8 protein-coding genes are annotated in these 12,599 nt (G+C 48.0%); 1 reads left to right on the top strand and 7 read right to left on the bottom strand.

All coding sequences use genetic code 11. The features are described from left to right. Positions 1-139: 139 nt before the first annotated feature. From HMPREF2955_RS13130 to tig, 6 genes are all read right to left on the bottom strand, one after another. Positions 140-1,705: a hypothetical protein gene (locus HMPREF2955_RS13130; RefSeq protein ID WP_070723889.1), complete on the bottom strand. Its 1,566-nt coding sequence runs from the start codon at positions 1,703-1,705 to the stop codon at positions 140-142. A gap of 12 nt (positions 1,706-1,717) precedes the next feature. Further along, the gene (locus tag HMPREF2955_RS13135; protein WP_070723890.1) at positions 1,718-2,704 is read right to left on the bottom strand and encodes a PorV/PorQ family protein; all 987 of its coding nucleotides are present in this window, start codon (positions 2,702-2,704) and stop codon (positions 1,718-1,720) included. An 11-nt stretch (positions 2,705-2,715) separates the two neighbouring features. Then, on the bottom strand, positions 2,716-5,475 hold the full coding sequence (locus HMPREF2955_RS13140) for a S8 family serine peptidase (RefSeq protein ID WP_070723891.1): 2,760 nt from the start codon (positions 5,473-5,475) through the stop codon (positions 2,716-2,718). A gap of 33 nt (positions 5,476-5,508) precedes the next feature. Further along, positions 5,509-7,113, bottom strand: a complete 1,605-nt coding sequence (locus tag HMPREF2955_RS13145) for a BACON domain-containing protein (RefSeq protein WP_070723892.1) — start codon at positions 7,111-7,113, stop codon at positions 5,509-5,511. 39 nt (positions 7,114-7,152) lie between these two features. Further along, on the bottom strand, positions 7,153-8,772 hold the full coding sequence (locus HMPREF2955_RS13150) for a BACON domain-containing protein (RefSeq protein ID WP_070723893.1): 1,620 nt from the start codon (positions 8,770-8,772) through the stop codon (positions 7,153-7,155). Between the two features lie 539 nt (positions 8,773-9,311). After that, the gene (gene tig / locus HMPREF2955_RS13155) at positions 9,312-10,673 is read right to left on the bottom strand and encodes a trigger factor (RefSeq protein ID WP_070723894.1); all 1,362 of its coding nucleotides are present in this window, start codon (positions 10,671-10,673) and stop codon (positions 9,312-9,314) included. A 542-nt stretch (positions 10,674-11,215) separates the two neighbouring features. Here tig and HMPREF2955_RS13160 point away from each other — a divergent pair. Further along, a complete protein-coding gene (locus HMPREF2955_RS13160) occupies positions 11,216-11,893 on the top strand; it encodes a hypothetical protein (RefSeq protein WP_070723895.1) in 678 nt (225 codons plus the stop codon). A gap of 374 nt (positions 11,894-12,267) precedes the next feature. Here HMPREF2955_RS13160 and HMPREF2955_RS16675 read toward each other — a convergent pair. After that, positions 12,268-12,599, bottom strand: a 332-nt coding sequence (locus tag HMPREF2955_RS16675) for a hypothetical protein (protein ID WP_210401329.1), incomplete at its 5' end; no start/stop codon positions are given.

Here is a 12,599-nt window from a genome sequence, read left to right on the forward strand (position 1 = left end):
ATGCAAGGCAGGCGTAAACGTAAGACTTAAAAAACAAATCTACTTATTGCCGTTTGGCAGAACGTCACCAAAGGGCAATAAGTAGATGTGTTGTTGGGCTTGTGGATGTACGGCTAATGCCATACACAACCTTGGACGGTTACTTTACCAGAACCTTCTTGGTTGTTCCGTCTGAATACTTCACGATATTCAGGCCTTTTTCGAGTTGCTGACGACGGCATCCATCAACAGAATAGTACTGTTGGGTGGGGATGTTGTTGATGGTGGCGTTGTCTATACCCGTAGAAACAACTTGGGTTGTCATGGGTTCGCTTGAATACTTCTTGCCGTCTTCTGCCTCGTAAACCATCACTACCGACAGCTTTTTGATAGACTCGTCGTAGAAGTGCAGGATGCGTTGGTTGTCTGCAACCTTGATGTCGTCGTTCCTCTTGTCTTGATAGTTAAAGGGGATGTTGGTCATGTCCTTTTCTATGTAGGGATACCTTGCGTGTGTAAACTTGAAAGGCTCTTGGTTGTCGTTGATGTAGACGTTGTAATACATCTTGTTGGGGTCGAGATAGTTGCCGTTTATGTCGGCACTTCTTACATAGAACGCCAAGGTGATGGTGGTTACAGAATAGTCGTAGCTTGGAGCAGCCGAGCAGTAGTGCAGCGTAGGCTTTTCGGGTTTGCCGGCCTTTTGCTCGTATGGCGTGAGCACTAAGTTTTGAAGTGTGCCGAAATCTTCCTTGGGCATGTTGGTTGAACTGCTTTTTCCCAGCACCACTTTGAGGATTTTGTCGTTGGATAGTGCACCTGTTGTGGGGTCTATGTTAAATTCCAGTTTATCTGCAACGGTGTTCTCGTCGTTGAAGGCTGCTGCGTAAGCGTGATACTGAGCCATATCGTTGGAGAAGCGTTTGAAGTAGGTCTTTACCGCTGTGCCCAGATACTGGTTTGTAGGCAAAACGGCCTTGTTGCCCTCCTTTGTGAGCTTAACCCACAGGTTGGCCAACTTTTCGTTTGCGAATATACCTTTGACGTAGATGTCGTTGTTGTGGGTGGCGACCTCAACGATACGCGGAGAAGTTTCTGTTTTGGAGGTGAGCATGTATTGCTTTTTGGGGGCAGAAGCAGGTGGCGTAAGGGGTTTTTCGTCGAAGGTTTCGATGGTGACATTCCAGTCGCCATATTGGCTGTCCCATGTCTTGTCGTTGAAAACGGCTCCAAGCATATCGTTTTTGGTGCCTGTGCCCAACATTTTAAGCGTTTTCCCATCCCACGAAAAGTCCATGAAATTCTTGTTTGCCTCAACAACCTTGTACTGATTATCGGCAATGGCCGACATGCGGTTGAGCTTAAATATGCGTTCGGAGCTGCCGCCCTCATCGTCATCATCGTCGCCGTTGTTGTCTTTATAGATTACTTGGGGCAAAGCAGCCCTGTATTTGCCTTCGCCAATCTTGTCTAGTTTCAGCCACGACTTGCTGTCGAGACCCGACAGCGGGTTGTAAACGTAAAGGCAATTGTCGTCGCCCACCACTATTTTAGAAACTAAACCCTCGTATCTGCCAGGTTCAGTGCTTGTCCAATTCCGCTTTACCCACGAGTCGCTGGTGCGATACATGTTGTCGATTAGCTTTCCTTTGGGCGTGTCTAGTTTCTGCGCAAAAGCAGTTAGGCTCATTGCTAGGGCGCAAATTGCGTATAAAGTTCTTTTCATCGTTTATTAATTTTAGATAAGCTGTTGTTTGTAATTGTGCTTTTTATTGAAGTCGTAACCTAAACCAACACTGAAAAAGCTGCTACCAGCATCTGCCGTTTTCAGCATGTAGGCTCCGTTTAGGCGCAGTCCGCCATACTTAAAGCCTGCGCCCATGGTGAAGTGGCTGAGGTTGCGGTCGCCATATTCGTAGCCGGCACGTAGCGATACCATCTTGTTATAGGTGTATTCCAGTCCGCCACCAAGCATAAGTACCTTGTATTCTGATGGACGGAAGAAATAACGAGTGGACCACGCGCCTGCAACTTGGTGCTTGTTGGCCACGTCGACGGTTAATGCACCGCCCACGGCAACATACGTCGGCATGGTGTTTTTGTTGCCGTTGCCGTAGTCGAGCTGCGGACCTATCGCGCCAACCTTGGCGTCTAGCATCAGGTGGGTGGGTTTATTGCCTGCCGTGATGCTGCTCTTTTGATAGGATGCGCCTAGGGTAAAGGCACCCCCAACGGCGTTTTTAGAGAGGTGACTGAAAAGGATATTGCCCACGGCATAGGCAGAAAAGCCGTTGCCAAGCATGTAAGCGTAACCCAAGTCGATGGTCCAGTTGTAGGGTTCGTAGTCTTTGGTGGGGTTGCCAAGCATGTCGTAGCCTTTTAGTTTTAAGCCACCAGCGTAACGAAAGCCTGCAAATGCCGCATGACGACGGGCAAACCTGTAGCCCAGAGCGGCGGTGTAGAGCCCGAATGTTCCCTCGTAGCCTTCGGATTTCTCGTAAATGGAGGCCGATGCGTCTGCCGAGAACTTCTTGTTTGTACCGAGAAAGGCAGAGGGATTGTTGTATAGGTACATCCCATCGGTCGCAACAGCCGCGTTACCCATAGCAGCTGTTCGGGCATCGGGATTTGCAGCCAGCACGGAAAGGTCTTGCCCTTGGGCGTTGGCCTGCGCAACACCGAGCAGTGTTGCGCAAGCTATGATGATGACATGTTTTGAATTCATACTCGTTCGGGTTATCGTTTAATGAACATTTGGGTGTGATTGCCCTTGCTGGTGTGCACGGTAAGCTTGTAAGTTCCGGGGCGCAGCTTGGAAAGGGGCAGCGTAGCAACGCTGTTCTTGTCGGGAGTTACGGTGGCACTCATCAGTTGTTCGCCAACGGTAGAGCTGATAACGAACTCTGCCTGCGTAACTTCGGGATTGAGTAGGGCGTTAATGTCTGTCTTAGCGGGGATGGGATAGACGGCATAGACGGGTGCCGACTTTCTTTCGACGACCCGAATTTGGAACGAACCATCGGAAGATGTTTGGCGACCATCTGATGCAAGCACGCTAACACGTGTGACACCTCTTGCGAGAGGTTTGATTTGCAGTTGGTCGTTGCTGACTTGCACCGAGGCGATGCCGCCGTTAGCTATATTGGCTTTGTAAGAAAGTTGGCTGCCGCTGCCGGTGTAATGACCTTTTAGGGAGATGTTCAGGGGGCCTTCGTCTAAGCCAATGATGTAGTTGGCGAAGGGCTGTTCTAGCTTAGGCGGCATGTACGGGATGACCTTAAAGGTAAAGCTTTTCTCCGACTTGGCGCCAAGATCGTCTGTGAGAACAAACGTGCAGGTGTAGCTACCAGCTTGCAACACAGGGACGATACTTACGGTTACTGTGGCTTGGTTGATGCTGTACGATACGCCTTTGGTTTCGCCTATGGCCCTTATGTCCCAGTTGTGTCCGTCGGGGTCGGCCACGTTGAAACTGAATGTTTTCCGCTCGTTGTTGTTCAGTTCGATAACCTTTTCGGGGAAGTTGGTCACTTCGGGGGCATGGTTCAGTTTGGTTGTACACTTCTGAATGGCGGGCTCTGAAAGGTTTCCCCAACGGTCTACTGCCACAACGGCAATGCTATAGGCCTTGTTGTCTTTCAGGTTGTCGAAGGTAAATCTAAGCTTTTCGCCCAAACTATGCCCCATGCCGTTGATTTCTTTAAAGCTCATGTCTTTGATATTCTCAGCCGTTAGGTCGTTGGGACTGATGTATAAGCGATAGAAGGCCGCGGTTTTATCCTCGTCTTTTGCGATGCTCCATTCGGCAGTGATGTCTACAAAGTCGGGAGTAAGAGTGAGTGTACCAACCTTTTCGGGCGCAATCTTCGTGTCGGATTCGAATGCAGCCTCGGCATCAATGTACCCTTTGCCTAGTTTTCCTTTGTAAGCGGGGTTTAGTTCGTCGATGTTGAAAGGCCTGTATGCCGTGATTAAGCGCGATTTCAGCTCGTCGTTGGTGAAACCTTGTCGGCCAAAATAGGATGCAATGAGGGCGGCAATGCCCGAAACATGGGGGCAAGCCATTGATGTTCCTTGGAAATAAGCATAGCCCGAAGGTACCTTACTCTTGGGAACGGTGCTAAGAATACCGCCTTCTGTGCCGAATGTGTCTTGGTCGCCGCCTGGTGCCATAATCGTAATCCAGCGCGCATAGTTGCTGAAACTGGACTTAGCGAAGTTCCACGCCATTGCAGAAACCGAAACGGCTGGGGGATAACAGGCCGGATAGGCTGCAAACTCCTTGTTTTCGTTGCCGGCCGCGAAGACAACCACGCCGCCTTTCATGGGCGAATTGGCGCGTTGTTGGCCGTTTTCGTCGCATCCGGCCATCTTAATGAAGTAGTCAACGGCCTCTTTCAGCAGCTTGGGCATCGCCGTAACGCCCGACGTTGAGGAGTAACCCCACGAGTTTTGGCAGATAACGGCACCGTTGTCTGCCGCATATTTAATGGCGGCAGCTGCATCACCCTGCTCGTCTTTGCCCCTGAAAATTTGGCAACTCATCAGTCGTACGCCACTGTCTGGCGTTCCGTTGCCGCCAGCCACGCCTGCAACACCTTTCCCATTGTTGTTGCGTGCGGCGACGGTACCTGCAACGTGCGTGCCGTGTCCTTCGTTATCGGGTTGGATAGTGCCGCCAACCACGTCTTTTGCCTCAACAAAGTTGTAGCCGTAAACGTCGTCGACAAAGCCGTTTCCGTCGTCGTCCACACCAGCTTGTCCGTTCTTTTCCTTCTCGTTGATGTAGAGGTTGTCCACCAAATCTTCGTGCGTAATGTCTATTCCGCCGTCAACAACGGCAACGATAACGTTGCTTTTACCCGTTGTGTACTTCTCCCAAACGGGTTTTAGGTTGCAGTCGGCACCCTTCTTTGCCCGTGGACTTATCGAACCGTCATTGTAATAATGCCACTGTTTGGCCAAAAGTGGGTCGTTAAAGGCCGAAGCGGTGGGTTGGTTTCTTGTTTGTGGGGTTGGACCTGTATAGGGTTTAGCCGTAAACTTGGGGCGTGCGATGGGCAGCACACGTTCTGCATATTCTATTCCGCTTGCCTTGTTAAACTGCTGCAACACCTCGGCAACGTCTTTGCTTTCGTCGAAGTAGATGGTGTACCAGCGGTCTAATCCCTCGGCAATGGTGCGTTCCTCATAAATTCCGGCAGGCTTAAACACCCGCTCCATCTTGTAAGCGCCCGCGTATTTCATGGCCGACGACATGGCCGAAGGCACGCTTTGCATCTCTACATTGCCCTTGGCAGAAGTGGGCAGGGCTTGGTTGGTGCCCTTTTCCAACTTTACGTTGATGCGCCCCCGCACGGCAAAGAGGTCCTTATCAATGGCAACGGCGCGCGTTTTGGAGTTTGGGTTTTCCATCTCCATGCTTTCTTGGCACGATGTAGCGAGCATCAAGCCAGAGATTGCACACGCACACATATATATAATAGTTTTTTTCATCACTATTGTTTTTCGTTTTGTTTCTTTTCAGTGTTATTTACTTGGACGATGCGTTTTAAGCATGCTTTCTATCTTTTGCATCCGCTGTTGCTTACTTCCTGCGAAGACATTCTTTTTGTAAAGTACGCCGATTTGCATGACTGGCTGTCCGCCGTTCACGTCGGCAAACTTACCGCCAGAGATGGCCAATGTAAGATAGTCTGAGCGGCGAGCATATACATGATGCTTGCCGTTGTAGCCCACAAACTCGAAGTTGTTCGACGTGAGCAGCTTGTCAAACTCGCGCGTAACGAACCATTCTCTGCCGTATTGCCAAACACCCAGGTTGGGTTGACTGAAACTTAGGCTGTATTGTTCTACACTTCCCACCATGTCTTGTGGGGCGGGATTGTCTCCACCGCGCGTGAAGAAGAAGTAAGTGCGGGCAACCAGCAAGGGGTCGTTGGTTTTATAGGCGATGGCCTCGACGTCTCTGTTCTTCGAAACCTTCCTCGTAATCTCTTCGCTGTGCAGGTTCGCCTCGTAATTCTCCACGTCGGTCACCTTCTTGTCGGCCTTGTTCAGCAGCGCAAGCGGACCCAGGTCGAGCGTTTTGAAGGTTTCGTAGTCGCGATCTTGCGAATGTATTTGGTAAAAGAACAACACAACGCTATGGTTGCTCTCCAAGATGTCCACGTCCATCGTCATCCGTTCCTTCACGTTCATGTAGTGGTTAGGGTCTTTTTCGTCCCTAACATAGCCGTTAGCCGTTACGAAATCTTGGAACGCCTGCGACTTAACGGCATCTACGCCAGCCTGTTCAAGCGAACGCGTATAGATACGTGTCGGTACGAAATGTTTCGTATCGTGCACATATACCACATCCTTAAACAGCGGAGAAGTGGTTTTGAAGAAGTAGCTTTCCTCGTAAATGCCGTTGGCTTCGTCGGGTGCGCCATACTCTTTCAATATACCTCCGCGGCGATATTCAAAGTCCATCATCTTATGAAGGCTGAAAGGGTTGCCCGGATTGCATGCCAAAACGAAAGTAGACACGCCAGGTTGCCTTACAACCACTTCGTTGTTCTTGCCGGCATAGCTTATGGTAAGCTTTACCGTTCGTTCTGTTGCATCGTAGTTGGGTTTGGAAATAAACTTCAAGGCGTGTTTCTTCCTTACGATTTGCAACCATTCGGGCTGTTCGCTTTGTTGCAAATCATACAGGCCACTCTCGATGTTTACGTCTACGGTAGTGTTTCCGCCAGCCTGCGGCAACACCAGTTCGCCGTTGGCAATGTTCAGCGAGATGTCGGCCGCGCTTTGCTTTACCATGACTTTTTCAACCGCCAGACCGCCATCCACAAGCACATAGCTACTTCTTTCCGTGCCAGTTGTGTTGGCATCTACCTTTACAACAATCTCGTTTCCGCTTTGTGTGAGGTGTACCCACTGTTTAGGCGTGGTTGCAACCCACTCTTTGCAGTTGGTAGTAACGGTAATGGTTGTTTCGCCCACTTGGTTGGCGAACTTCAATTCCTTGTCCGAAACGCTTAGTTGTGGCTGTTCAAAGTCGTCGCTCTTGGCACATCCCACCGCCATTGCCACCAGCAGGCACACGGTAGATAGCTGCAACAGCTTATATAAATTTATTATACGCATACTAGGAATACAATTTAAATAAGGTATCACCGCTTTATGTTAAAACTTCAACGCATCCTTTGCTTTCAACATGTTGCGCACCATCCGCTCTTGTGCTTTCAACGCTTTGCTGCCTGCGCCAGATGCAGACGCATCGTAATTGTAGAGCAATGCCATAACGGGCGTGTTGTTGTCGGCAACGCGTGTAATGGCGATGAAGAGGTGATCGCTTTCGCGTGCAAAGAAGTGAGTGGTGCCAGCTGTGCGCACGAAAGAGAAACCTTCCTCTCCAAGTTTCTTCTGCAATTCGTTCGTAACGAGCCATTTGTTGCCGTACTTCCAAAGGCCAAGACTAACATCTTTGAAGAGCAGCGCGCCAATTTGCACACTTCCGAGCTTGTCGGGGGTCTTTCCGTCCTTGTCTGTGGTATAGAAAATGTGGATACGGCCATAAGCATCCTTCGGTCCTGGCGTGCCTTTCAGCGTGTATTGAAGTTGCGAAACCTCGGTTTGCTTATGTTCGTTAAAGCTGCGCTCTTCTTCCTTGCTGCCGGCATTCTTTTCATATTGTTCCACTTGGGCCACCTTCACGTTGTCTTTCTGCAACAGTTCGAGGGGATAATAAGGCACTTTATCGAACGTCTTATATTCTCCAACTTGCTTAACTATGGGCTTAAACGTGAGGTTAACGCCCTCGTTGTTCTCCTTTTCAGATACATAAACTTTCAACGAGAGCAAGTCTTTTTCGTTCACATACTCCCTGTCGGATTCCGAATTGCTGCGCACATAGCCGTTGTTGGTAAGGAATTTCTCGAATGCCTTGTCCTTCACTGCTGCAATTGCCCTAGAACCATCGCCGATGGAAATGATTTGCGAAGGCGTAACGCCATCGGCACTGCAATATTGTATCAACGTAAATATGGGTGAAGGAGAAATGAAGGTGTAGGTCTCTTCCAGTCCATAGGCCGGCATGGCCGATTGATATTCGCGCAAATAGCTGCCGCGACCCAGCTCGTATTCCATAATCTTGTGCACGTTTTGTGGAGCACCTGGGTTGATGGGGAGGATGTAACGCTGTATGCCCGACTGCGAAACAACTATCTCGCGGGTTACATGGCCGCTCTTTGCATACAGTTTCACTTGGCGGTCTTGTTCAGTATCGTTGCGTTCGGCCACCAACTTTATCTCTTCGTCCGACTTTATTATTTTGAGCCATTTAACTTCTTCGCTGGGCGTAACGTCGTAAACCGAAGTGTTCGTCGTTACGTCGACAATCTTTTCGCCGCCCATTTGGGGTAGGTATATGGCCGTCGGCACAACGTCTAGCGTTACGTCTGCTGCACTTTGCCTTACTTCCACCTTTCCCGTAGCACCGTTGGCGTTCACCAGCACATAGCTTGTGCGTTCGGCGCCCATCTTGTTTTCGGCAACTTTCACTTTCAAAACGTTTCCATCCTGGGCTAACGACAACCATTCGCCCTCTTGTGGAGAAGATGCAACCCAATTACTTTGGTTGGTTGTAACGCTGATGTTCCTTTCGCCAACGCCTCTTTCAAAGCTAACGCTGTTCTCCGAAAGAACCAATGTAGGCAATTCAAATTCATCTTCCTTTGCACACGATAACAAGCAAAGAACAAATGCACCTAAAAACAAGGAGTAAAATGTTTTCTTTAAATCCATACTCTTCAAGGTTTTGCTGGGTAAAATAATATTTATAGTTAGAATTTCTATTCTGAAAAGAATGCGGAAACTTTTGTATTGTTAATGTGAATAAATATTTCAAGCTGTGCCCACAAACTTAAAAACGTTTAATTTTACGCTGCAAAAGTACTAAGATAATGAGGATATAGGACAAGCCTTTGTGTTAAAACGTGCTAATGCGGGCATCACCATTTGTAGGTATTTTTCAATGGGTGCAGGCTTAAAAACATCACCTCCTGTGTGTTTTCCAACCTTATCTGTGCATGTTTCTCCTACGCCTTGGTGGGGTAAGGGGAACTAGGCCACAGACAGGGCGAGATAAAAAAGAGGACGGGTAAGGACAAAAGGTAGAGCAGGGCAACCCCAAAGCGAGCCCATAACATCTGCGTGGAGCTTTTAGAACGCGCCTAAAAACAAACGGGCTTGCAAGGCATCTAGCCCTGCAAGCCCGTTCTGTAACATCACGCTAGCAACTGCAAACAGGTAAAAAGCTTGCGTTGCCACATGTTGTAGTGCGCTTATTTCTTTGCGTCTTCTTCCATCATTTTGTTGAAATCGTCGAGCGAAATTTTCTTCTTTTTCAGTTTCACCACCTTTTTCGTAGCCTCAACCAGTTTGTTTTCAATGGCGCGGGCGATAAAGCCATCTAGCGTTTCGCGGTTTTTAAGCATCTCGCGCGCGTAGTTGTCAATGGTTTCATCGGGCAAATTGCTCATGCCATATTGTGCAAATTCAATGCGTGCTTGCAAACGAGCGGCATCAAGCACATCGTCGTCGCTCACCTTTATTTCGTTGGCCTTCACCAGCTGTTCCTTAATGAGGTGCCATTTCAGCTCTTCAAGGCTGGTTTCAAACTTCTCGTCAACCTCTTTTTCGTCTTTCACGTTTTTCAGCATGATGCGTTTAAGCATCTCTTCGGGGAATGTAAGCTTGCCTACCTTCTTCTCGCAATAGGCGCGAAGGTCTTGCAACAGTTTGAAATCGCTGTTGCTAACCAACTGGTTGGCAATTCCTTCGGCTATTTTCGAACGGAAGTCGGCCTCGTCTTTCACTGCGCCTTCGCCGTAAATGGCGTCGAAAAGCTCTTGGTTTACGGCTGCTTTGGCGTAACGAGTAATCTCCAATATGTGGAAAGCGAAGTCAGAGTCAACGTTGGCAGCCTGTTCTTTGCTGATACCCAACATCGATGAAACCTCAATTTCGCTGTCGGGGTAGGCCTTCTTGGGGTTGAACACCACCACTTCACCGCGTTTCACACCGTCGAACAGTTTCTTTTGGTCCTCAACTTTAATGTATTCGGGCATCAACACCGCACCTTCTTTCACGATGCCGCCCTCTTTTTCGCTGCCGTCGGCGTTCAATTCCTTCATGTCGCCCTTCAGCATATCCTTTGCTTGGTACTCTTCCACCTGCTCGTACTTCCCGGCACGCGATGCAAACACGTCTACTTGCTCGTCTACCAGCTTGTCGTCTACGGTTATTTCATAGTAGTCAAGCTTGTCTTTGTCCGTCAGTTCGAGTTTAATTTCAGGAGCCACGGCAATATCGAAGACGAAGGTGTAGGGAGCGGGTTTCGACAAGTCTTGTTCTTCTTGCTTAGCAGAAGGCATCGGCTCACCCAAGAATTGTATATTGTTCTCTTTAAGATAGTTAAAAATGGTATCGCCCACAAGTTTCTGTATCTCTTCTGCCTTTACATGTTCGCCAATCTGTTTCTTTATTAGCGAAAGCGGAGCTTGTCCAGGACGGAAACCAGGGATATTGGCCTTTTTGCGATAGTCTTTGAGTGTTTTCTCTACTTTTTCGTTGTAGTCGGCCTCTTCTACGGTGATGGTAAGCAGGCCATTCACCTTGTCGGCGTTTTCAAATGAAATCTTCATCTTCTATATATTTATTGTATTTGTTATCTTAACTATTGTATTTGCTATCTTAACGTTCAAGTTCGGTAAGCCCAACTTGTTGGAAACCGCAGGGTTGTTCAGGGCTAGCGCACGCGCTTTTTCGCTAGTGTTTGGCGGGCAAAGTCCTCTTTCTTTTTGCGCTTACGCCCTTGCGAAAGTTATGTTCACTGGCTTACAATGAAGTGCAAAATTACTTATTATTGCCGTAATTACCTAATATATATGGTGAAAAATGATTTTTGTGCGCTTGGATTGTTGCAAAAGTGCGGAGTGGGGAGCGATGGATTAGATGCGTTGTGTGAGAGTGTAATGGGCGAAATGCAACATCGTTTTTTATGTTTTGTTGCAGGATGTAGGCCGATGATGTGTAAATTAATGGGCAAACGCTTTTTCGATATAATTTTATTTCGTAAATTTGTCGCGTTAGTAACATGTCTGCTCTCAACAAAGCATCGCATATTGGCTCGCAAACTCATAAACTCACCAACTCATAAACTTACCAACTCATAAACTAACATAACATGAAAAGTAAATTAATTGTAACTTTGTTGCTATCGATGGTCATCGTATCATCAACATGGGCAAAAGAACGGCCCGAAGTGAAATGCGTATTAACCCTTAACGACGGCAAAACCGTTGAGGGATGGTTCTTAAAAGAAGGTTTTAGCACCTACGGACCCGACCGTTTGAAGAATGTGGACGAGATAACCATCACGCCAACAAAAGACGGTAAGGAAGGCACCACCTACAAGGCCGACGATGTGAAGGTACTTAAATGTATCTACGGGAAAGAAGGACTGCAGAAAGAATACCGTTCGCTCTATGCATTAAAGCCCATGACACGCCCACTTAACCTCAAACACTCCAATCATAAGTTCTTTTGGATGGTTGGCTATCAGGGTAAGAAAGTAATTGGTTTCATTTCTGATGCCAGTCTAATCTTTCACGCCTCGCCCACGCAGCGACTGACATCCAAAACGGCGGCTTATAGCTATTGTGTGGAGGGCGACGAAGTGGTAGTAACTTATTATGCGCCTTCGGGCGGCATCGACATTGGCTCGAAGTCGGAACTGAAAATGAACTTCGAACGCTTTCCAGAGATGGTTGAGCTAATCAAAAGCAAGGATTTTTCTGTTAAGGAAATGAAGGACAAACCCTTCGCCATGCTCGAAACGCTCGACCAATATTTGGCAAAATAGGCCTTAGCTTATCTTTGGCATGATGCAAGGTTGGGCAGTGCCCGCTCTGTTTTGTAGATTTGTTGCGCGACATTGCCAACCTTGCATCTCTAATTCTCTTTTATCTGACACGTATTTAAAGGTGAAAAGATGGCTGCGCCCTTTTAAAGGTGAAAGAGTGAAAAGGTGAAAAAATGGCTAACGCCCTTAAAGGTGAAAAGGTGAAAAGGTGAAAAGGTGAAAAGATGGCTGCGCCACCAGTCTTGTTAACTCGTTAACTTGTTATTTGTCGGACTTGTCAGACTTGTCAGACTTGTCAGACTTGTCAGACTGGTCCGACTTGTCCGACAGGTCTGACTGGTCCGACTAGTGTAACTAGAAAAACTAAAGAAAGACTAGATACAATAAGCTAGCCCCGCTAGCTTAATTCCAAATGCCTGTAACCCCATTAACCCATCAACTGGAGCCTCGCCTTTTGTCCGCTTTTCCGTGTGAATTTTAACACTATGGCTGCCCTTTTTATCCACCAACCGCCCACTTGCCCCAAAAAATCGATTCTCGCGAGGGTTCGTTTTGATGCTAAAAGGGGTTAGCTTGTGCATGCGGCAAAATGAATATTTATTACGGCCAACCGCCATTTGCACCTGTTTTGGGGCTATTTGCAGCAAAATATAGTGCAATATGGTGCGAAATGCGGTGCAATATGCCGCTAAACGCAATGCGTTTT

The organism is Prevotella sp. HMSC073D09 (assembly GCF_001814145.1).
In the GTDB taxonomy this organism is placed as follows: domain Bacteria; phylum Bacteroidota; class Bacteroidia; order Bacteroidales; family Bacteroidaceae; genus Prevotella; species Prevotella conceptionensis.

Excerpts from the sequence above, each read along its gene's own strand:
- HMPREF2955_RS13135 (WP_070723890.1), bottom strand. The coding sequence starts at position 2,704 with ATGAATTCAAAACATGTCATCATCATAGCTTGCGCAACACTGCTCGGT.
- HMPREF2955_RS13150 (WP_070723893.1), bottom strand. The coding sequence starts at position 8,772 with ATGGATTTAAAGAAAACATTTTACTCCTTGTTTTTAGGTGCATTTGTT.
- HMPREF2955_RS13140 (WP_070723891.1), bottom strand. The coding sequence starts at position 5,475 with ATGAAAAAAACTATTATATATATGTGTGCGTGTGCAATCTCTGGCTTG.
- tig (WP_070723894.1), bottom strand. The coding sequence starts at position 10,673 with ATGAAGATTTCATTTGAAAACGCCGACAAGGTGAATGGCCTGCTTACC.
- HMPREF2955_RS13145 (WP_070723892.1), bottom strand. The coding sequence starts at position 7,113 with ATGCGTATAATAAATTTATATAAGCTGTTGCAGCTATCTACCGTGTGC.
- HMPREF2955_RS13160 (WP_070723895.1), top strand. The coding sequence starts at position 11,216 with ATGAAAAGTAAATTAATTGTAACTTTGTTGCTATCGATGGTCATCGTA.
- HMPREF2955_RS13130 (WP_070723889.1), bottom strand. The coding sequence starts at position 1,705 with ATGAAAAGAACTTTATACGCAATTTGCGCCCTAGCAATGAGCCTAACT.